General features: G+C 72.9%; 18 protein-coding genes. 7 read left to right on the top strand and 11 right to left on the bottom strand.

Annotation, left to right across the window (positions count from 1 at the left end; genetic code table 11):
* Together FVA95_RS07205 and FVA95_RS07200 are read left to right on the top strand one after the other, a co-directional pair.
* Positions 1-528 (top strand): tyrosine-type recombinase/integrase (locus FVA95_RS07205; protein ID WP_149663499.1); only part of this gene is annotated, 528 nt, incomplete at its 5' end.
* Positions 525-2,585, top strand: coding sequence for a tyrosine-type recombinase/integrase (locus FVA95_RS07200; protein WP_149663498.1), 2,061 nt, complete (start codon positions 525-527; stop codon positions 2,583-2,585). The genes FVA95_RS07205 and FVA95_RS07200, both read left to right, overlap by 4 nt.
* A gap of 5 nt (positions 2,586-2,590) precedes the next feature.
* On the opposite strand, the gene FVA95_RS07195 is transcribed toward FVA95_RS07200, so the two are convergent.
* Both FVA95_RS07195 and FVA95_RS07185 read right to left on the bottom strand, forming a co-directional pair.
* Complete coding sequence (locus FVA95_RS07195) at positions 2,591-3,952, bottom strand: putative collagen-binding domain-containing protein (protein ID WP_161992223.1); 1,362 nt, start codon at positions 3,950-3,952, stop codon at positions 2,591-2,593.
* Positions 3,953-4,111: 159 nt separating this feature from the next.
* The gene (locus FVA95_RS07185; RefSeq protein WP_149663495.1) at positions 4,112-4,738 is read right to left on the bottom strand and encodes a DsbA family protein; all 627 of its coding nucleotides are present in this window, start codon (positions 4,736-4,738) and stop codon (positions 4,112-4,114) included.
* A gap of 99 nt (positions 4,739-4,837) precedes the next feature.
* On the opposite strand from FVA95_RS07185, the gene pepN reads away from it, so the two are divergent.
* Positions 4,838-7,444: an aminopeptidase N gene (gene pepN / locus FVA95_RS07180; RefSeq protein ID WP_149663494.1), complete on the top strand. Its 2,607-nt coding sequence runs from the start codon at positions 4,838-4,840 to the stop codon at positions 7,442-7,444.
* Between the two features lie 79 nt (positions 7,445-7,523).
* Here pepN and FVA95_RS07175 read toward each other — a convergent pair whose 3' ends face one another.
* The 7 genes from FVA95_RS07175 to FVA95_RS07145 form a co-directional block, all read right to left on the bottom strand.
* Positions 7,524-7,832 (bottom strand): hypothetical protein, encoded by a 309-nt coding sequence (locus FVA95_RS07175; RefSeq protein ID WP_149663493.1) that lies wholly within the window; start codon positions 7,830-7,832, stop codon positions 7,524-7,526.
* 167 nt (positions 7,833-7,999) lie between these two features.
* A complete protein-coding gene (locus tag FVA95_RS07170; protein WP_149663492.1) occupies positions 8,000-9,556 on the bottom strand; it encodes a sensor histidine kinase KdpD in 1,557 nt (518 codons plus the stop codon).
* Between the two features lie 101 nt (positions 9,557-9,657).
* A complete protein-coding gene (locus FVA95_RS07165) occupies positions 9,658-10,329 on the bottom strand; it encodes a response regulator transcription factor (RefSeq protein ID WP_149663491.1) in 672 nt (223 codons plus the stop codon).
* A 152-nt stretch (positions 10,330-10,481) separates the two neighbouring features.
* Positions 10,482-10,961, bottom strand: a complete 480-nt coding sequence (locus FVA95_RS07160; protein WP_149663490.1) for a DUF5130 family protein — start codon at positions 10,959-10,961, stop codon at positions 10,482-10,484.
* Positions 10,948-11,202 (bottom strand): hypothetical protein, encoded by a 255-nt coding sequence (locus FVA95_RS07155; RefSeq protein ID WP_020626927.1) that lies wholly within the window; start codon positions 11,200-11,202, stop codon positions 10,948-10,950. Before FVA95_RS07155 ends, FVA95_RS07160 begins: the two co-directional genes overlap by 14 nt.
* Positions 11,203-11,213: 11 nt before the next feature.
* Positions 11,214-12,644 (bottom strand): DUF2252 domain-containing protein, encoded by a 1,431-nt coding sequence (locus FVA95_RS07150; RefSeq protein ID WP_149663489.1) that lies wholly within the window; start codon positions 12,642-12,644, stop codon positions 11,214-11,216.
* Between the two features lie 43 nt (positions 12,645-12,687).
* Positions 12,688-14,037, bottom strand: a complete 1,350-nt coding sequence (locus FVA95_RS07145) for a UDP-glucose/GDP-mannose dehydrogenase family protein (RefSeq protein ID WP_205015782.1) — start codon at positions 14,035-14,037, stop codon at positions 12,688-12,690.
* A gap of 115 nt (positions 14,038-14,152) precedes the next feature.
* Here FVA95_RS07145 and FVA95_RS07140 point away from each other — a divergent pair, with 115 nt between their 5' ends.
* Positions 14,153-14,827, top strand: a complete 675-nt coding sequence (locus FVA95_RS07140) for a GPP34 family phosphoprotein (RefSeq protein ID WP_161992222.1) — start codon at positions 14,153-14,155, stop codon at positions 14,825-14,827.
* Positions 14,828-14,831: 4 nt separating this feature from the next.
* Here FVA95_RS07140 and FVA95_RS07135 read toward each other — a convergent pair whose 3' ends face one another.
* Both FVA95_RS07135 and rfbB read right to left on the bottom strand, forming a co-directional pair.
* Complete coding sequence (locus FVA95_RS07135) at positions 14,832-15,431, bottom strand: dTDP-4-dehydrorhamnose 3,5-epimerase family protein (protein WP_149663487.1); 600 nt, start codon at positions 15,429-15,431, stop codon at positions 14,832-14,834.
* Positions 15,428-16,390: a dTDP-glucose 4,6-dehydratase gene (rfbB, locus tag FVA95_RS07130; RefSeq protein WP_149663486.1), complete on the bottom strand. Its 963-nt coding sequence runs from the start codon at positions 16,388-16,390 to the stop codon at positions 15,428-15,430. Before rfbB ends, FVA95_RS07135 begins: the two co-directional genes overlap by 4 nt.
* Positions 16,391-16,463: 73 nt before the next feature.
* Here rfbB and rfbD point away from each other — a divergent pair, with 73 nt between their 5' ends.
* The 3 genes from rfbD (at position 16,464) to FVA95_RS07115 (ending at position 20,149) form a co-directional block, all read left to right on the top strand.
* Positions 16,464-17,309 carry a dTDP-4-dehydrorhamnose reductase gene (rfbD, locus tag FVA95_RS07125; RefSeq protein WP_161992221.1) on the top strand — a complete coding sequence of 282 codons (846 nt, stop codon included), beginning with the start codon at positions 16,464-16,466 and terminating at the stop codon, positions 17,307-17,309.
* Positions 17,306-18,193 carry a glucose-1-phosphate thymidylyltransferase RfbA gene (rfbA, locus tag FVA95_RS07120; protein ID WP_149663484.1) on the top strand — a complete coding sequence of 296 codons (888 nt, stop codon included), beginning with the start codon at positions 17,306-17,308 and terminating at the stop codon, positions 18,191-18,193. The genes rfbD and rfbA overlap by 4 nt, the downstream gene beginning before the upstream one ends.
* A gap of 465 nt (positions 18,194-18,658) precedes the next feature.
* Positions 18,659-20,149: an exopolysaccharide biosynthesis polyprenyl glycosylphosphotransferase gene (locus FVA95_RS07115; RefSeq protein ID WP_149663483.1), complete on the top strand. Its 1,491-nt coding sequence runs from the start codon at positions 18,659-18,661 to the stop codon at positions 20,147-20,149.
* Positions 20,150-20,169 lie beyond the last annotated feature (20 nt).

Genomic DNA, 20,169 nt, shown 5'->3' with positions numbered 1-20,169 from the left:
GAGGGCGGCCTGCGACCGGGCGAGGTGCTGGGCTTGCATCTGGAGGACATCTCCTACGGTCGGAAACGGGTCACCGTCCGCCATCGCGACGATCACCCGCAGGGCGCACGGCAGAAGTCCCGCCGTGATCGGGTGGTGGACCTGCTCGAGGACAGGGCACTCCCGACCCTGAACCGCTACGTGCTGCTCGAACGCCCACCAGAGGCCCAGACCCCGCTGCTGTTCCTGATCGGTGGCCGAGGCGCCCGCAGAGACCACGCACTGAGCTACGACGGCCTGGTCCGGCTGTTCCAGCGGGCCGCGACTCGTGCCGGGGTGCGCGAGTCCTGGCTGACGCCGCACAGCCTGCGCCACACCCACGCCACCCGGATGGCCGAGCTCGGGATGCGAGAGCTGACCCTGATGCGCCGCCTCGGGCACGCCCACCCGGACTCGACCAAGGTCTACGTCCGGCTCACCGACCACCAGGTCCGCGACGACTACCGGACCGCCCTGGAGCAGGCTGTGCGGCCGGACACGGCGCGATGAGCGCGCCACGATGTTCGCGGTCACTGCGCACCACCGACGGCTACTCGGGTCCCTCGCACGCCTCGGCCGATGAGTACGAGCGGTTCGTCCACAGCGGACTGCGCGGCTCGAGGAACTGGACACCGATGTTGCTGCAGGCGCGGGCGGAGTTCGTCGCGCACTACCCGTCGATGACGCGATGGGCCCGTCGTCCGCTGGCAGAACGAGTCGGTCCCACGATCAACGCGCGCCCCGCCCCGGCGGGCACGCTGGTCGACCCGGCGGGCGCGATGGCGAGCTTCCGAGCGCGGCCCTACCTGTTTTATCTGTCGTTGACCGGGCGGCTGCGCCTGGACTGGCCGTGGCTGTTCGGGGCGGCGAACCTGCGGATCCTCGCTATCGCCGACGGGCTGGACCTGCCGCTGCGCGCGCAGATGGCCGTCCTGCGTGAGCAGGAGCTCGGACGGGGTCTGTCGGTCCTCAGCGTCAACAAGAGCCTGCCCTGGGCGCTGCCGCGGCTGATCCTGCATCGCGCCGATCCCGACCTCACGACGTTGTCCCTGGCCGAGATCGACGAGTTGCGCACGGCCATCCGCGCCGTTGCCTCGCTGCCCGAGATCGAGCAGCTCGACCTGAAGGTCCGGATGCAGTCCGGGTTCCCGAAGGCTTGGTACAGCAGCGTCACCCAGACCGGGGTCGCGCTGTTCCACGCCGGGTTCATCGAGGCCCTGCCGCTGCGCAAGCAACCCCGTCCGCCGGCCGCGCTCAGCGCGGTCCCCGCGATCGAGGACGCGATGCAGCGCTACCTGCGCGAGCTCGCCGTCCGGCGCGCACACGGCACCGTCACCCAGGCCCGCTCGGCTCTGCTGCGGCTGGCGGCTTGGCACGCAGAGACCCGACCCGAGCAGACCAGCCTGGCCGGGCTCGACCGGCCCGCTCTGCTGGAGTTCCTGGCCTGGTTGCCCCACCAGCGCAAGTGGAAGCATCCCGAGCAGCCGCTCTCGGCGGTCTATCGCGATCACGTCATCGGCCACATCGCGCGGTTCTTCCGCCACGCCGCGATCAACGAGTGGCCGCACATGCCCACAAAGCCCCCGCTGACCAGCTCGGACGTCCCACGCCAGGTCGAGCGCGTCCCACGGTTCATCCCGGTCGAGCAGCTCGACCCGCTCATGGACGGCATCCGCGCCCTGGCTGACCCGCTGCAGCGCACTGCACTGCTGGTCGCCCGCTGGAGCGGGGCCCGCAGCGGGGAGATCCGCAAGCTCGAGCTGGACTGCCTCGACACCTACCCCGACGGCACCCACCGCCTGCGCCTCGCCGTGGGCAAGTCGGCCAAGGAACGGGTCGTCCCGATCCACCCCGAGGCCGCCGAGGCTGTCCGCGACCTGGCCGCGCGTCGCCGCGCGCAGACCGACCAGCCGCTGTTCGACCAGCGACTCGGCCGGACGGTTCGCTACCTGTTCCTGCGCAACGGGCGCCTGGCCAGCCCGGACTACCTGTTCAAGGTCGGGCTGACCGAGATCTGCCGCGCGTTGGGCCTGGTCGACGACGATGGCAAGGCGCTGATCCACCCGCACCGCTTCCGACACACCATGGGCACCCAGCTCGGTGAACGCGGCGCGAAGATCCAGACCATCATGAAGGTCCTCGGACACCGCTCCGCGGGCATGTCGATGACCTACACCAGCCTGTCCGATCCCGTCGTCCTCGCCGACTACCAGGCGGTGCTCGCTCCCGGAGCGGTCCTGGCAGGTCCGCAGGCTGAGGCGATTCGCAACGGTGACCTCACTGCGGAAGCGGTGAACTGGCTGTCGACGAATTTCTACAAGACCGAGCTCGAACTGGGTCGATGCCTGCGTCTGCCCCAGGAAGGGCCCTGTGAGTGCGACCTCTACCTGACCTGCTCGAAGTTCGTCACCACACCCGACTACACACCTCGTCTGCAGACCCGGCTGCGCACAGAACAGCAGCTCATCTGCGACGCCGAGAACCGCGGCTGGGACCGCGAAGCCGAGCGCCACCGGAGGACGGCCCGACGGATCCAGGAACTCCTCGATGAGCTCGACACCTGCTGATGCCCTCATGACACCAACTTCGAGAGCAACGTCGTGCTGATCGACGTCCAGATCCCTGCGAACACTCCGCCCAGCCCCGATAAACAGTGATATACGTCATCCCGCTGCGGATCTGTTCGGATAACACCGTGGTAGCCGTTCCCGGTCGAGATGGCCCAGTCGCCGGAGGACTCGCACTGCGCCAACCGGTCCCAGGTGCCGTCGGCCGCCTTCGCCGACGACGACGGCGTCGGCTCCTTCTTCTCCTCCCGCTCCGGTGCCGGGGCTCGGGGTGCCGGGGTCCCGCTGTCGCCCTCACGGCCCTTGGCCCCGCTGTCCTTGGCCCCGCTGTCCTTGGCCCCGCTGTCCTTCGCTCCGCTGTCCTCGTTCCCGCCGGACTTCTCGCCGCCGGACTTCTCGCCGCCGGACTTCTCGCCGCCGGACTTCTCGTCGCCGTCGGTCTTGTCGCCACTGGAGTCGTCGCCACTGGAGTCGTCGCGACCGGACTCGGAGCCGTCGGTTCCGGAGCCGCCCTCGGACGAGCCACCGTCGTCGCGGGAGCGGCCGGAGTCTCCGGAGCCGCTGGAGCCGCTGGAGCCGCTGGAGCCGCTGAAGCCGCGGTCCTCCGGCTCGGAGCCCGAGGCCGGGCCGTCACCGGCGCTACCGCCGGATCGCTGGCCGGAACCGCCGGGGTCTCCCACCCCGCCGTCCGAACCGGAGCCGCCCGAGCCAGATCCGTTCGAGCCGGAGCCGTCCGAGCCAGAGTCGTCCGAGCGGGAGCCGCTCGGAGCGGGCCCGTCGGAGCCGCCGCCGTTCGAGCCGCTGCCGGAGCCGCTCTCGGAGCCGGCGCGGTCCGGATCCGCACCGGAACCCGCCTCCGCCACCGCGGCGCGCACCCGCTCCCCCACCGCCCGCGCGATGGCGTCGGCGTCGGGGGCGCCGTACCCGGCGGCGACGTCGTCGACCACCAGCACCCAGTCGGTGCTCCCGCCCGTGCCCTGCGGCACCGGGAACCGGGCGATCCCCGAGCTCGCCAGCTGGGCCAGCTCCAGGGTCGTCCCGGTCGCGGGCTGCACCCACCACGGGCGCGCGGTGTCGCCGGAGAGCAGGTCGAGGTCGAGGACGACGTCGCTGCCCGCCGGGGTGTGGCCGAGCACGTAGGAGCCGTCCTCGGCCCCGGCGATGTCGACCCGGCTGTCCACCGCCGCCGCCCGCACGGTGAACGCGCCGTCGGAGTACGGGCTCAGCGACGTGCGTGGCACCGCGTCGGCGAGTGCCCCACGCTCCAGCACCGCACCGACCGCGATCTGCCCGCCCGCGAGCGTCCCGGCGACCAGCGCCACCGCCCCGAGCACCGACGTCGTCCGCCGCGAGAACCAGGTGTCCACGGCGGAGCACTGTGCGCCCCCGCGGGGCCCGCCACGGCCGAACGGGCCATCCCGTTCGCGATCGCGAGCAGCCGTCGTCGGAGATCACCGGCCGTGAGGGGATCGGTGCCGGATCCGGCACCGATCCCCTCGGCCGCGGCGATCACCCGCCGGAGCGGGTCAGTAGTCGAAGGACGGGTCCTCGGTGCGGGTGCGCTTGAGCTCGAAGAAGTGCGGGTTCTCGGCCAGCAGCCGGGCGCCGTCGAACAGGCGGCCGGCGTCCTCCCCCTTCGGGACCCGGGAGATGACCGGCCCGAAGAACGCCACGCCGTCGACGTGCATCGTCGGGGTGCCGACGTCGAGGCCCACCGGGTCCATGCCCTCGTGGTGGCTGGCGCGCAGCTTCTCGTCCCACTCGGTGGAGTGCGCGGCCTCGGCCAGCGACTCCGGCAGGCCGACCTCCTTGAGCGCGCCGGCGACGACGTCGTCGAAGTCCTTGTTCTGCTGGTTGTGGATCCGCTCACCGAGGGCGGTGTAGAGCGGCGCGAGCACCTCGGTGCCGTGCTGCTCGGCGGCGGCGATGCACACCCGCACCGGGCCCCACGCCTTCTTCATCATCTCCGCGTACTGCTCGGGCAGGTCACGGCCCTCGTTCAGCACGGCCAGGCTCATCACGTGCCAGGTGACGTCGACGTCGCGGACCTTCTCCACCTCCAGCACCCAGCGGGAGGTCAGCCACGCCCAGGGACACAGCGGGTCGAACCAGATGTCGATGCGGGCCTTGCCGTCAGCAGCAGCAGTCGTCATGTACGGCACAACGCACGCCACGCGCCCCCGATTCCTCGGACCGCGCCGCGCCCACCGTGATTGGATGCCGGACGACACCACTCCCCGGAGAGGACCTACGTGACCCCGCCCAACCTCACCCGTACCCAGGCCGAGGAGCGCGCCGCGCTGCTCGACGTGTCGACCTACGACGTCACGATCGACCTGACCGACGGCGCCGGAGCCCCCTCCGAGCGGACGTTCGCGGTGACCACGACGGTGCGCTTCACCGCCACCGAGCCCGGCGGGAGCACCTGGATCGAGTGGGTCGGCGACGGCATCACCTCGGCCACCCTGAACGGCGCCGACCTCGACGTCTCGGGCTGGACCGAGGAGGACGGCCTCGCGCTGCCCGGTCTGGCCGCCGACAACGAGCTGACGATCGTCGCGACCGGCCTCTACACCAACACCGGCGAGGGCCTGCACCGCTTCGTCGACCCGGTCGACCAGGCCGTCTACCTGTACTCGCAGTTCGAGACCGCCGACTGCAAGCGGCTGTTCCCCTGCTTCGACCAGCCCGACCTCAAGGCCCGCTACACCCTCACCGTGACCGCGCCGGAGGACTGGAAGGTCATCTCCAACGCACCGGCGACCGTCGAGGGCGGGGTCCACCGCTTCGAGCGGACCGAGATCCTCTCCACCTACCTGGTGGCGTTGATCGCCGGTCCGTACGCGAGCTGGCACGACACCTACCGCGACGAGCACGCCGAGATCCCGCTGGGGATCTACTGCCGTGCCTCGCTGGCCCCGCACATGGACCACGAGCGGATCTTCACCGAGACCCGCCAGGGCTTCGACTTCTACCACCGCAACTTCGGGGTGACCTACCCGTTCGGCAAGTACGACCAGCTGTTCGTCCCCGAGTTCAACGCGGGCGCGATGGAGAACGCCGGCGCGATCACGTTCCTGGAGGACTACGTCTTCCGGTCGCGGGTGACCCGCACGCTCTACGAGCGCCGCGCCGAGACGATCCTGCACGAGATGGCGCACATGTGGTTCGGCGACCTCGTGACCATGCGCTGGTGGGACGACCTGTGGCTCAACGAGTCCTTCGCGACCTGGGCGAGCGTGCTGTGCCAGGCCGAGGCGACCGAGTACACCGGCGCCTGGACGACGTTCGCGAACCTCGAGAAGTCCTGGGCCTACCGGCAGGACCAGCTGCCCTCGACGCACCCGATCGCCGCGGACATCCCGGACCTGCAGGCCGTCGAGGTGAACTTCGACGGCATCACCTACGCCAAGGGCGCGTCGGTCCTCAAGCAGCTCGTCGCCTACGTCGGGCTGGAACCGTTCCTCGCCGGGCTGCGTGACTACTTCGCCGCCCACGCCTGGGGCAACGCCACCTTCGACGACCTGTTGGGCTCGCTGGAGAAGGCGTCGGGCCGGGACCTGTCGGACTGGGGCGCGCAGTGGCTGCGCACCACCGGCCTGAACCTGCTGCGCCCGTCGTTCCAGACCGACGACGCCGGCAGGTTCACCTCCTTCGACGTCGTGCAGGGCGGCGCCCGGCCGGGCGCCGGTGAGCTGCGCACGCACCGCATCGCCGTCGGCGTCTACGACGACGACCCGGAGACCGGCAAGCTCGTCCGCACCCACCGCGTCGAGCTCGACGTCTCCGGCGAGCGCACGCCCGTCCCGGATCTGGTCGGGGTGCCCCGCGGCAAGCTCGTCCTGGTCAACGACGACGACCTCACCTACTGCGCGCTGCGCCTGGACCCGGGCTCGCTCGCGACCCTGGTGGACCGCATCGGCGACATCGCCGACTCGCTGCCGCGCACGCTGTGCTGGTCCTCCGCGTGGGAGATGACCCGCGAGGCCGAGCTGAAGGCCCGTGACTTCGTCACCCTGGTCGCGGGCGGGTTCGACACCGAGTCCGAGATCGGCGTCGTCCAGAGGCTCCTGCTGCAGGCCCAGACCGCGACGGCGTCGTACTGCACCCCGGAGTGGGCGCAGGGCCGCGGCTGGCCGCTGCTGACCGACGCGCTGCGGTTCCGTCTGGACACCGCCCCGCCCGGGTCCGACGTCCAGCTGGCGGTGGTCAACGCGCTGACCGCCTCGGTGCTGCCGGAGAACACCCTGGACCGGATGAAGGGCTGGCTGCTCGACATCGACGTGCCGAAGGGCCTGACCGTCGACGCCGACCTGCGCTGGCGGCTGCTGCACGCACTCGTCGCGCACGGGAAGGCCGGCGAGACCGAGATCGCCGAGGAGGCCGAGCGCGACGCCACCTCCACCGGGGCGCGGCAGGCCGAGCGGGCCCGCGCGCTGATCCCGACCGCTGAGGCCAAGGAGCGGGCGTGGCAGCGCGCCGTGCACGACGACTCCCTGCCGAACGCGATCAACGAGTCGGCGATCTCCGGGTTCTCCCACCCGGCGCTGTCCACGGTGAACCCCGGCCTGCTCGACGGCTACGTCCGGCGCTACTTCGACGAGATCGACGGCGTGTGGGCCCGCCGGACCTCGGAGCTGGCGCAGAACGTCGTCGTCGGGCTGTTCCCGTCCTGGGCGGTCGCGGAGCCGACCGTCGCGGCGGCGGACGCCTGGCTCGCCGACGAGTCGAAGCCGGCGTCGCTGCGCCGGCTCGTGTCCGAGGGGCGCGCCGGGATCGTGCGCGCGCTGGCCGCCCGCGAGTTCGACGGTCAGGCCACTCCGGACCCGGAGCGGACCACCGCGGTCCAGCAGCCCTGACCCACGCACGAACGGCGCCCCGGGAGCACGTGCTCCCGGGGCGCCGTTCGTGTGTCGGGTGTGGTCAGCGGCGGCGCAGTCACCGCCGCAGGCGGTTGGCCGACACCGGTTCGTCGGCGGAGCGGAAGCCCGCGCAGACACGCGGCCCGCAGCTACCGCAGTCGGTGCCCGGGCGGTAGTGCTCGTGCACCTCCTCCGGGTGGCCACAGGTGCACAGTCCCACCTGCGGTACGGCGGGCGCCGGCGGACCGGCCGGGGTCCGGGGCTCGGACGGGGTGCGCGGCCGGGGCAGCGCCGGGACGGGCTGCAGGCCCGTCGGCGGGGTCAGGACCGCGGCCGTGGGGGCGGCGGGGGTCCTGCGGTCGGTGCCGTCGTTCTCGTGCGCCATGTGACCTCCTTCGTGCCGGCGAACGGCAGCGCGGACGACCATTGCGTCATCGCACCGTGCCGCTGCGTCACCAGTATGAGATCGCGTGGGGCGCGTGGGAATGGCTCGGAGCGACGAATAGACCTTCCGTGGACGGATCGGCAGCTCACGGACACGGAGTCACCCGATCAGCGGGCCACCGGAAGTGTGAGTACGGCGAGACAACCGCGGGGTGCGTGCACCGTACGGAGCACCAGGTTGCCGCCGTGCTCCTGAGCCAGCTGGGCGCTGATGTGCAGCCCGAGCCCGGAGCCGCCGGCGGCCTCGTCGTGCCGCCCGCGGACGATCTCGAGCTGCTCCTGCCCGTCGGGCAGGCCGGGGCCGTGGTCGCGGACCTCGACGGCCACCAGCCCCGGCTCGTCGGCGAGCCGGGCCCGCACCACCACCGGGGTCCGGGGCGCGTGCCGGTCGCAGTTGGCCAGCAGGTTCGTCACGACCTGGCGGGTCAGCGACTCGGGCGCCGCTACCGGGGGCAGGTCGTCCTGGGTGTCGAGGGTGATGCAGCGGCCGTCGCGCAGGTCCACCAGGGTGCGCAGGGCCGCCCCGACGTCGTGCTCGCCGCCGGTGTCGGCCCCCGGCGAGGAGGCGACCGGGGCGTACTCCGGGCCGAAGTCGAGCAGGGCGGCGTCGCTCCGGCCGGTCGTCGGGTCGGCGTCGTCGACGGCGACCGGGGTCTGCAGCATCTGGCGCAGCCGGTTCAGCTCGGCGAGCACCGCCTCCCGCATCCGGTCGACCTGGGGGTCCTCGCCGCCGGGGCGGGTGGTCAGCAGCTGCGCCGCTCCGGCCAGACCGGCCAGCCCGTTGCGCAGCTCGTGGTCGCGCTCCGCGGTCTGGCCGGTGGCCCGTTCGAGCAGCGCCGACGCCTCGCCGAGGGTGTCCTGGAGCTGGTCGTAGTCGTCCTGCATCCGGGTCACCGTGCGCAGCGCCATGGTCAGCAGCGCGGCGAGCACGACGCCCATCCCGAGCACCCGCAGCGACGGGTAGACCAGACCGGCCACCGGCTCCTGGCCGGGCACGATCGCCCGGTACAGCTGCGACACCGCGATGATCAGCAGGCCGAGCCCCATCCGGGCCCGGACCCGGCTCGGGCGCCGGTAGCCGTCGAGCAGGAACAGCACCGCGACCAGGGCCCAGCCGCTCTGCACCACGACCGAGTACAGCGGCGAGGTCGCCAGCATCCGGGTGAACGGACTCTCCGCCTGCGACGCGACGACCCCGCCGACGACGAGGCCGACCGCGGCCAGCGCCCAGCCACCCCAGGCCCCGAGCTCCGGCGGCGGCCGCAGCCCGGCGACCAGGATGCACAGGCTGATCACGAACATGGTCAGCACGGCCAGCCGCGGGGTGCCCGCCGGGTAATGGGGCAGGACCAGCGCGGACAGCGGAAGGAGCACCACGCCGTAGAGCAGGAGGGCGGCCCCGAACCACGACGGACGGGGGTCCCCGGACAGCCGGCCCGTCACCAGCGCGACGATCGCCGCCGCCGACCCGACCGCGGCCGCGACGAGGGTCAGCACCGCCGTCGCGTCGGAGAGGTCGATCCGGCCGTCGACGACCGCAGGGCGGCTCACGGCCACCACGACGACGGTCATCACCGCGACGACCAGCACGTCGGTCAGGTGACCTGCCAGGAACCGGGCCCGCCGCTGCGGCCCCAGGACCTCGCCGACGACACCGGACGCCACGTCGTCTCCGCTCTGCAGATGTCGCCGGACTGGTTGAGAACGCGATGATAGGACTCGTCATTCTCGGTGGCCTTCGGCGGCGGCGCCGAGGGCCGAACGGGTCAGATTCCGGCGGCCTTGCGGTACAACGCGACGGCCTCCAGCTGGGAGCCGACCTCCAGCTTGGTCAGCACCGCGCGGATCTGCGTCCGGACCGTCGCCAGCGAGACGACGAAGTGGTCGGCCACCGACTGCGCTCGCTTTCCCCCCGCCAGCAGGGCGAGGACCTCGCGCTCGCGCTGGGTGAGCCTGCCCAGCTTCTCGTGCAGGTCGCGGCGCTCGTGCTCCCGGTCGCGGTGCAGCCGGATGAACTGCTCGCGGCGGCCCGGCGGCATGATCGAGCGCCCGGCGTGGGCCTCGCGGATGGCGCTGAGCAGCGCCGGGAACGGCGCGTTCTTCGGCACGAACACGAACCCGCCCGCGTCCAGGGCGGCGCCGACCCGGCCGGCGTCGGAGCTGCCGGACAGCACCACCACCCGCCAGCCCGCCTCGCACAGGGGGCCGACGAGCCGGACCCCGTCGATGCGGTTGCCCTCCGGATCACGCCCCAGGTCGAGGTCGAGCACGATCAGCCCGGGCGCGACACGCCGGGTGTGCTCGAGCACGGCCGCCGCGGAGCGTACCGGGAGGAACGTCGCGTCCTCACCCTCGGCGCGCAGGTTGAGGGCGAGGGCGGACCCCACCAGCTCGTGGTCGTCGACGATCAGGATCGGGGTGCCGGTGGGCCCGGTCACCGCTCGGTCCTCCCACTACGCGACATGCTGACACCTTAGAGCCGTGGCACCGATCGTGGTGGCCCACGGGTGACCGGCACTCGGGCCGTCGCCCCGTCCACGAGCGTGCTCCGGCGGCCACCCGCGGTGTCCACGGAGCGGAGAACCCCAGTTCAGGGGCGGCTTCCGGCCTGGTCCGCCAGCATCCTCAGCCCGGACAGGATCCCACCGAACAGATCGCCCTCCTTGAAGGACGCGACCATGCTCATGAGAGCGAGCTTGGCGCCGCGGTCGGGGAGGCGGACCTTCGCCTCGGCACCGGTCACGATCTCCAGCAGGCGCTGCTCGGGGCTCACGGCGACGAGCACCGCGTCCTCGTGGTGGTCGATGCGCCCGTGCAGGTCGACCGCGGTCGCCCGCGCGTCCGAGCCCAGATCGCCCAGGTACAGCGCGAACCGCAGACCGGTCTCGCGACTGGCCAGGTAGAGGGCCTCGTCCAGGCGGGTCAGCTGCACCGGGGTGAACGGGTGCGCGGCAGCGGACGGCTCGACGAAGTTCTCGGCCACCGACAGGCGGCCGGAGTTCGTGACGACCGCCCCCTCGGGCAGGTCCTCCTCGTTGCCGGTGAAGACGGCGAGGTCACCACTTGCCACCGGTACCTCCTCGGGTGTCGCCGCCCTCGGACGGGGCGGTGTCGCCGTGTCCGGCGTGCGCGGCGTGGTGCCCCGCGCCGGACGGCTCGGCGATCCAGAACAGCGGCTCGTACGGCCAGGGGTCACCCGCGTGGTAGCGGGGGCGGTTGCTCCGGTTCCGCATCGCGATCCAGCCCCAGATCGCGAAGTAGAGGACAGCCGGCGCGACCACGAAGACCAGCAGGGTTTCGACGACGGTCACGGGGCCAGAACCTAGCCGATGGCCGTGCCCGGCACCTGCTCAGGTGTCCGATCCGACAGCCGCCCGGACCGCACCGCGCGGACCAGTGCGTCATGATCGGCTTCGGTCTGGTCGGCGTAGGCCCTGGCGAAGGTCGTCAGCGCCCCGGCCACCGTGCCGCCCGTCCCCAGGTAGCCGGCGATCATCGACGCTCCCGAGGTGCGGGCGTGCCCCTTGGCGAGCAGCTTGCCGCAGACGTCGGCGTAGTCGGCCAGGGCGGTGGCGTCGAGGGTGTCGGGGACGATCGCGCCCTTCATGTCGCGGAACTGGCGGACGTAGTACTGGCGGCCGTTGATCGTCGTCCAGCCCAGGAGCGGGTCGGAGACGGTCTGCAGGGCCTGCTGGTACTCCACGACCCGCTGCCCTTGGTGGGCGTGCCACGCCTCGCCGCCGTGCACCCATGGCGCGACGACGGACCGGCGCGCCTGCTTGAGCTGCAGGAACAGCACGTCGTCGGGGCTGGAGCCCTCGCAGAGCACGAGGTAGGCGCGCAGCCCGACCGAGCCGACCCCGACGACCTTGTGGGCGACGTCGACGGCGTGGTATCCGCCGAGGATCCGGCTCCAGTGCGGCGGCAGCGTCGTGAGGTAGCCGTCGAGGGCGGCCAGGATGCGCGCGGTGTGCTCGTCGTCGGGATGGGTGATCAGCGGCGGCTCGGTGACGATCCGCCGCGCCCCGCCCTCCTCGGTCACGAACCGGGGCAGCGCGCGGTCGCTGGTCCGCCGGCGCGCCCGCTCGGCGGCCTTGTCGATGGCCCGGCGCGAGGTCTCGTGGCCGGCATCCGAGCGCAGCGTGTCGACGTCCATGACGTCGAACGAGCGGGCGAGCAACGGCTCGTCGGCGAGGTGGCGCAGGTGCTCGGCGTAGGAGGTCACGCAGCGGGTGACGGCCTCGCCGCACTGCTCCTCGGTCGCGCCGGAGTCCCGGCCGGCGACCCAGGTGGAGGACACCAGCCGGCGCAGGTCCCACTCCCAGGCGCCGGGGTGGGCCTCGTCGAAGTCGTTGAGGTCGAAGACGAGGTCGCGCTCGGGCGAGGCGTAGAAGCCGAAGTTGCCCAGATGGGCGTCGCCGCAGATGACGGGGTGCACGCCGGTCTCGGGCAGCACCGCGAAGTCCGCGGCGTGCAGGGCGGCGGCGCCGCGCAGGAACGCGTGCGGCGAGGCGGTCATCCGCTGGATCCGCAGCGGGACGAGCTCGTGCACGCGCCCCGCGTTCTGCGCCTCGACGACGTCCACCGGGTCGGCCCGACGCACGTCCGCCGACCACGTGGCGAGCCCGGACCGGGGCGCGACCTTCCGCAGGCCCTTCCCGATGCGGTAGCGCTCCGCGCGTGGCGTCGAGGCCCGCTGCAGCGAGTCGAAGGCCGCGCGGTCCGATCCGGCGAGGACGGGGTGGGAGGTCACGCGTGCGTTCTACCGCAGCCGGCCCCGCGGGGCACCGCGGGCCTCAGACGTTGCGCCTGCCCAGCGCACGGTAGGTCCAGCCCGCGGACTCCCAGGTCTCGCGGTCCAGGGCGTTGCGGCCGTCGAGCACCCGGCGGGTCTTCACGACCGCGCCGAACGAGCCCGGGTCGAGCTCGCGGTACTGCTTCCACTCGGTCAGCAGCAGGACGACGTCGGCGCCCTCGGCGGCCTCCTCCGGGGTGTCGACGCAGTCCAGCTGGGACCAGTGCTTGCGCACGTTGGGCAGCGCCTGGGGGTCGGTCACCCGGACGTTCGCGCCCTGCAGCTGCAGCTGCGCGGCCACGTTCAGCGCCGGGGAGTCGCGGATGTCGTCGGAGTCGGGCTTGAACGCCGCGCCGAGCACGGCGATCCGCTTGCCGAGCAGCGAGTCGTCGCACACCTGGCGCGCGAGCTCCACCATCCGGATCCGGCGCCGCATGTTGATGTTGTCGACCTCGCGCAGGAAGGTCAGCGCCTGGTCGGCGCCCAGCTCACCGGCACGGGCCATGAACGCCCGGATGTCCTTGGGCAGGCAGCCGCCACCGAAGCCGAGTCCGGCGTTGAGGAACTTGCGGCCGATCCGGTCGTCGTGGCCGATCGCGTCGGCGAGCTGCTTCACGTCGGCGCCGGTGGCCTCGCACAGCTCGGCCATCGCGTTGATGAAGGAGATCTTGGTGGCGAGGAAGGAGTTCGCGGCGGTCTTGACCATCTCCGCGGTGGCGTAGTCGGTGACGACCTTCGGCGTGGCATCGGCGACGATCCGCGCGTAGACGGTGTCCAGGACCTTCTCCGCGTCCACGTCGGCGTCCACGCCGGACAGCGACGGGACGCCGTAGACGAGCCGGTCCGGGTGCAGGGTGTCCTGCACCGCGAAACCCTCGCGCAGGAACTCCGGGTTCCACGCCAGCGCGGCGCCCGGCACCCGGGCGGCGACCTGCTCGGCGAGCCGGGCCGCCGTGCCCACCGGCACCGTGGACTTCCCGACGACCAGCTCGCCGGGGCCCAGCACGTCGATCAGCGACGCCGTCGCCGCCTCCACGTACGTCAGGTCCGCGGCGTACTCGCCGCGCCGCTGCGGGGTGCCGACGCACACGAAGTGCACCGCCGCGCCCCGGGCGTCGGCCATGTCCGAGGAGAACGACAGCCGCCCCGAGTCCAACGACCGGCGCAGCAGCTCCTCGAAGCCCGGCTCGAAGAACGGGACCCGGCCCGCGGCCAGTGACTCGGCCTTCGCGACGTCGGCCTCGATGCCGACGACCTCGTGGCCCAGCTCCGCCATCGACGCCGCGTGCACGGCGCCCAGGTAGCCGCACCCGATCACGGAGAGCTTCAGCCCGGTGGTGGTATCCGACATGGGCGGAGGCTATCTCCCCGTCCGGGGGACGGATCGCGCACGTCGGGCAGTGGGCGTGGGGGTGATGCTCCGGTGGCGCGACGGTGCCGTCGGCCGGGCGATAGCGTCACCGGGTGTGAGGACGCTGCTGCTGGCCGAGGAACTGCTGCTGCTCGGGCTGGACCGCGCGACCGGCCGGATCAGCGACCGGTTCGACGCCCGGGTGCTGCCGGTGGCGCTGGTGCGCGACCTCGTCGACGCCGGTGCGCTGCACCTCGACGCCGGCACGGCGGGTGCCGGGGAGCCCGCCGACACCGTGACGCCCTCGGGCGGGGAGCCGGAGCACCCGGCACTGGCCGCGGCGCTCGCCGCGGTGACCCACGACGGCACCGACTCGGGCTCGCGGACGGTCACCGCGGCCGCGGTGCACCTGGCACGGACCCCGGCCGGGACCGCGGGCGGCGCCGTCGCGCAGCTGGTGGCCGACGGGGTCCTCGGCGCACAGGAGTACCGGCGGTTCGGTCTGTTCCGCCGGGTGCACCTGACCGAGCAGGACCCGGAGCCCGCCCGTGCGCTGCGGACCCGGCTCGCGGCGGCGCTGGTGACCGACAGCCCGCCCGGCGACCGCGACGGGCTGCTGCTCGTGCTGCTGTCGCACAGCGACCTCGCCGCGGACGTGCTGCCGCCGGAGATCGACGCCGGGACACGGGAGCAGGCGGCGCGGCGGGCGGCGCTGCTGGCCGAGGGCGCCGCGCGGGACCCGTTCGTCCGGGCCTACTTCGCGGTGCGGTCCGGCTGGGCCGGCAACTGAGCGACTACCCGCGCAGCTGCGCCAGGCGGGCGCGGCAGTCCTCCCAGGTGGGCAGGGCGCCCGCGGCGAGTGCCTCCTCCAGGGTGGGCGCGGCGCGGTCCTTCTCGGACAGCACCGGCTCGATCCCCTCGAGCCAGGGCAGCGCGAGCGCCGGGTCCAGCGGGCTGATCCCGTGCTCGGCCGCCGGCGCGTACGACGTCGAGCACAGGTACCCGACGACGGTGGTGTCGGCGAGCGCCTGGAAGGCGTGCCCGAGCCCCTCGGACAGGTAGAGCGTCCGCGGGGAGGCGGCGTCGAGCTCGACGGCCTCGAACCGCCCGAACGTCGGCGACCCGACGCGCAGGTCCACGACGACGTCGCGGACGGCACCGGCGGCCACGTAGAGGTACTTGGCCTGACCGGGCGGCACGTCGGCGTAGTGCACGCCGCGGACGACCCCGCGCGTCGACACCGACTGGTTGGTCTGGGCGACGGTCAGGTCGAACCCGAGCGCGTCGCGGAACGCCGGGCCCTGGAAGGGTGCGGTGAACGAGCCGCGGTGGTCGGCGAACGTGGTCGCCTCGAACAGCCAGGCCCCGTCGATCGACAGCGGTGTGGCCTTCATGCCCACCAGCTCCGGTGGTCGCGGTACCAGGCCACCGTCGCGGCCAGTCCCTCGTCGAAGGGCACCCGGGGGGCGTAGCCGAGCTCCTCGCGGATCTTCGACCAGTCCACCGCGTACCGGCGGTCGTGTCCCTTGCGGTCGGCCACCCGTTCGATGCGGTCCTCCCCCACACCGACGGCCGCGAGCAGCGCACGGGTCAGGTCCAGGTTGGTCAGCTCGGTCCCGCCGCCGATGTTGTAGACCTCCCCGGCACGGCCCGCCGTGGCGGCCAGGGCGATGCCCCGACAGTGGTCGGAGACGTGCAGCCAGTCGCGGATGTTGAGGCCGTCGCCGTAGAGCGGGACGGTGCCGCCGTCGAGCAGCCGTGTGGTGAACAGCGGGATCACCTTCTCCGGGAACTGGTACGGCCCGTAGTTGTTCGAGCAGCGGGTGATCACCACGTCGAGGCCGTGGGTGCGGTGGTAGCTGCGCGCCAGCAGGTCGCTGCCCGCCTTCGCGGCGCTGTAGGGCGAGTTCGGCTCCAGCGGGTGGGTCTCGGGCCAGGAGCCCGACTCGATCGAGCCGTACACCTCGTCGGTCGAGACGTGCAGGAACCGGCCGACGCCCGCGTCCAGCGCCGCCTGCAGCAGCACCTGGGTACCGAGGACGTTGGTCGTCACGAAGTCCGCCGCGCCGGTGATGGAGCGGTCGACGTGGGTCTCGGCGGCGAAGTGCACGAGCAGGTCGGCGCCGCCGTCGAGCACCTCCGCGACGCGGCGCGGGTCACGGATGTCGCCGCGCTCGACCGTGAGCCGCGGGTCGTCGGCGACGGGGGCGAGGTTCTCGATCCGGCCGGCGTAGGTGAACGCGTCGAGCACCCTGACCTCGGCCCCGGCCAGCTCGGGGTGCTCCCCGCCCAGCACCTCCCGGACGAAACAGGACCCGATGAACCCGGCGCCCCCGGTCACCACGATGCGCACGTGCCCTCCCCGCTCACTGTCCGCCCCCACCAGCGTGTCAGAGTCGGTCGCGACGATATCCGGAGGTGGGCGAGTGCGCGCGTGTGTGCTGGGGGCGAACGGGCAGCTCGGTCGGGCGCTGGTCGCCGCCCGGCCCGATGCGGTGGCACTCGACCGTGCGGCGCTGGACATCGGCGACGCCGACGCCGTCGCCGCGCACGACTTCACCGGCGTCGACGTGGTGTTCAACGCGGCCGCCCACACCGCCGTCGACCGGGCCGAGACCGAGCCGGCCAAGGCATGGCGGGCCAACGCGGCCGGCCCCGCGCACTTGGCCGCAGCGGCCCGGGAGCACGGCTTCCTGCTGGTGCACGTCTCCACCGAGTACGTCTTCGACGGCACCGCGCCCGGCCCGGTGCCGGAGGACGCCCCGCTGTCCCCGCTCGGGGTGTACGGCGCGTCGAAGGCCGCCGGGGAGCTGGCGGTGCGGGCGGCGCTGCCGGAGCGGCACGTGATCGTGCGCACCAGCTGGGTCGTCGGCGACGGCGGCAACTTCGTGGCCACCATGGCGCGGCTGGCCCGCGACGGGGTCCGCCCCGCCGTCGTCGACGACCAGGTGGGGCGGCCGACGTTCGCACCCGACCTGGCCACGGCGCTGCTCGTGCTGGCCGGGTCCGGGCAGCACGGCACGTTCCACGTGACCGGCGACGGCGAGCCGGTCAGCTGGTACCGGCTGGCCCGGGAGGTGTTCGCCCGCTGCGGCCGCGACCCCGGCGACGTCCGCCCGGTGTCGAGCAGCGAGTACGCCGCGGACAAGCCGCACCTGGCCCCCCGCCCGGCGAACTCGGTGCTCGACCTGTCCCGCGCGACCCGGGCCGGGGTCGCGATGCCCGCCTGGCGCGACGGGCTGGACCAGGTCCTCGCCCGGGCCCCGCGGTGAAGGGCATCGTGCTGGCCGGCGGCACCGGGAGCCGGCTGTTCCCGCTGACCGCGGCGGTGTCCAAGCAGCTGCTGCCGGTCTACGACAAGCCGATGATCTACCACCCGCTGACCACGCTGATGCTGGCCGGGATCCGGGAGATCCTGCTCATCTCCACCCCGCACGACCTGCCCGGGTTCCGGCGTCTGCTCGGCGACGGCAGCGGGCTCGGCCTACAGATCACCTACGCCGCCCAGGAGCACCCCAACGGCCTGGCCGAGGCGTTCGTCATCGGCGCCGACCACGTCCGCGGCGGGCCGTCGGCGCTGGTGCTGGGCGACAACATCTTCCACGGTGCCGGGTTCGGCGACCTGCTGCGCCGCCGCGCCGCCGAGGTCGCCTCCGGCGACACCGGCTGTGTGCTGTTCGGCTATCCCGTCCGCGACCCGCAGCGCTACGGCGTCGGCGAGGCCGCCCCCGACGGCACCCTGCTCTCGATCGAGGAGAAGCCCGAGCACCCCCGCTCGGACCGCGCCATCACCGGCCTCTACTTCTACGACGAGCGCGTCGTCGACATCGCCGCACGCATCACCCCGTCGGCCCGCGGCGAACTCGAGATCACCGACGTCAACCGCGCCTACCTCGAGCAGGGCCGCGCCCGCCTGCAGGACCTCGGACGCGGCTTCGCCTGGCTCGACACCGGCACCCACGAGTCGCTGATGGAGGCCGGCCAGTACGTCCGCGTCCTGGAGAACCGCCAGGGCATCCGGATCGCCTGCGTCGAGGAGGTCGCCCTGCGAATGGGCTTCATCGACGCCGACGCCTGTCACGCCCTCGGGGCACGGCAGGCGGGCTCGGGCTACGGCGAGTACGTCATGGCCGTCGCGGATCAGTTCAGGTCGTAGATCCGGACCCGGTCGACCTCGTACCGCGCGGGCTGCACCCGGACCCCGGAGACGTCGGTGGGGGCGGTGCCACTGCGACGGCGACCACAGCGCGGTCCGTCACTCTCCGTTACAAGCTGGCGGCAGCGGCTTGCGTCGGCGCGAGAGACCCTCTCATAACACTGTGCGTTCTCCTTGACGGAGCAAGCAGCGCAAAGGAGTGATACGTAGCCCACGTTCGCCGATGTAACGCACGGAACGTGTGCGACGAGCGTGCAGGTCGTACGGCAAGTTCCCAGGGACGCCTCCGAACGGACTAATGCCGTACCCGCAGCTCGGCTCCGTCTCTGATTGGTGGTTACTCATCGTGACAACGCCGGCACCATCCTCCGCTACGTTCCGTCGCACGAACACGCGGTCCGCGGTGTGGTTCTTGTTGTCGCAGAGCACCTTCCGAAGGGCCGGCCGGCCGTGAACCCCGGATCGATGCAGAACCGTCGGCCCGGGCGCGCCACGCCCCGTGCCCACCACCGGCTCCTGGCCCGGCAGCCGGTCCGGGCCGCAGGCCCCGCCGGACGGGCCGGGTCCGGGGCGCGGGCCGACTCCTCTGCCGTGCCGGCGCCGGTGCGCAGGCTGTCCGCACGGGTCAGCCTCGTCCGGACGGCGCTGGTGCTGACCGACGTGGCGGCCGTCGGGATCGCCGTACTCGTGGTCGCGCCGACCGGCGGCAGCGGAGTCGTCGCCGCCTCGGTGCTGCTGCTGGGGGTGCGCTCGGCGGCCCGCCTGCACCGTTCCCGGCTGCGGCTGTCCTGGTTCGACGACCTGCCCCGTGAGCTGGCCGCCCTCGTCGTGACGATGGGCCTCCTGCTGACCGGGGCGATGGCCGTGCAGCAGAGGCTGGACACCCGCATCGACGCCGCCGGACCGGTCCGGGTCGTGCTGCTGGCCACCCTGCTCGCGCTGGTCCTGCGCGCCGCGGTGCTGTCCGCCGCCCGGCTGCTGCGGGTCCGATGGGCCGTCGGCGAGCCCACGCTGATCGTCGGCACCGGGTCACGAGCGGTGGAGCTCGACGAGACCATGCGGGCGCACCCCGAGTACGGCCTGCGCCCGCTCGGTCACGTCCTGTCCGAGGACCTCGACCTCCTGCTGGAGCGCGAGCGGGCAGCGCTGTCGGCCCGGATCCGGGCCGCCACCGCGCAGCACCGGGTGCGTGTCGTCGTGTTCGCCTGCCACACCGTCGACGACGCCGCCGTCCTCGACGCGGCGATCGAGGCCCGTCGCGACGGACACGACGTCCTGCTCCTCCCCTGGCTCTCGGAGCTGGTGCACGACCACTCCGGCGTCGAACGGCTGCGCAGCATCCCGCTGCTCCGGCTGCCCGCGGACCCGATGAACCGGCTGTCCTGGCGGCTCAAGCGCCTCGCCGACACCGTGGTGTCCGCATCGGCGCTGGTGCTGGCCGCGCCACTGCTGCTGGCGGTCGCGGTCGCGGTGCTCGTCGAGAGCGGGCGGCCGGTCATCTTCCGCCAGGAACGCATCGGGCTGGGCAACCAGCCCTTCACCGTCCTCAAGTTCCGCAGCATGCGGCCGGTCGACGAGCGCGAGCAGCAGACACAGTGGTCCATCGCGAGCGACTCCCGGGTCGGCCCGGTCGGCAGGCTCATCCGCCGCACCTCGCTCGACGAGCTGCCCCAGCTCTGGAACATCCTGCGCGGCGACATGAGCCTGGTCGGTCCGCGTCCGGAGCGGCCGTCGTTCGTCGAGCGCTTCGCCACCGAGCACGAGCGCTACTCCGCCCGCCACCGCGTCCCGGTCGGACTCACCGGGCTCGCCCAGATCTCCGGGCTGCGCGGTGACACCTCGATCGCCGACCGGGTCCGGCACGACAACTACTACATCGCGAACTGGTCACTGTGGCTCGACGCCCAGATCGTCGTGCGCACCGCGCGGGAGCTGGTCCGGCGCGGCCGGCACTGAGCGGTGGCCGGGGCCGCCGG

It is taken from the genome of Pseudonocardia sp. EV170527-09 (assembly GCF_008369905.1).
Classification (GTDB): Bacteria; Actinomycetota; Actinomycetes; order Mycobacteriales; family Pseudonocardiaceae; genus Pseudonocardia.
Note: the sequence above shows the minus strand (reverse complement) of the source record. Positions and strands in the feature narration are given on the sequence as shown.

Bases quoted from the DNA above. Each gene is read 5' to 3' on its own strand.
- FVA95_RS07200 (WP_149663498.1), top strand. From the start codon at position 525: ATGAGCGCGCCACGATGTTCGCGGTCACTGCGCACCACCGACGGCTAC.
- FVA95_RS07135 (WP_149663487.1), bottom strand. From the start codon at position 15,431: ATGAAGGCCACACCGCTGTCGATCGACGGGGCCTGGCTGTTCGAGGCG.
- FVA95_RS07175 (WP_149663493.1), bottom strand. From the start codon at position 7,832: ATGGCGCACGAGAACGACGGCACCGACCGCAGGACCCCCGCCGCCCCC.
- FVA95_RS07145 (WP_205015782.1), bottom strand. From the start codon at position 14,037: ATGTCGGATACCACCACCGGGCTGAAGCTCTCCGTGATCGGGTGCGGC.
- FVA95_RS07185 (WP_149663495.1), bottom strand. From the start codon at position 4,738: ATGACGACTGCTGCTGCTGACGGCAAGGCCCGCATCGACATCTGGTTC.
- FVA95_RS07115 (WP_149663483.1), top strand. From the start codon at position 18,659: ATGCAGAACCGTCGGCCCGGGCGCGCCACGCCCCGTGCCCACCACCGG.